The sequence below is a fragment of the Bradyrhizobium sp. Kon69 genome (genome assembly GCF_055807515.1).
In genome coordinates, this window is sequence record NZ_JBVVOS010000597.1 from 1 (window position 1) to 233 (window position 233).

General features: G+C 62.2%; 1 protein-coding gene. It reads left to right on the plus strand.

Annotated features, from left to right (window positions below; all coding sequences use genetic code 11):
* Positions 1–233, plus strand: a 233-nt coding sequence (locus AC0L3U_RS40290; RefSeq protein WP_473365257.1) for a hypothetical protein, incomplete at both ends; no start/stop codon positions are given.

Below are 233 nucleotides of genomic sequence, written 5' to 3' on the forward strand. Positions count from 1 at the left end.
GTGGGCCGAAGGTGATCGCAAGGCCGCCAAGGCGCATCTGATCGACCTGGTGGAAAACCTGGCGCAGCTTGCTTTGTTTCACGCAGCCGGCAAAGGCGTGGGCAAACTGCTGGCGATCAAACCACCGCCCTTCGTCGAGGACCTGCACCCGGTCACACTGCCCAATGGCCAGACCCGGTTGTGGAAGCCCGATCTCTCGCCTTACAAAAGCGCCGTGAAGTTGCCGGACGACG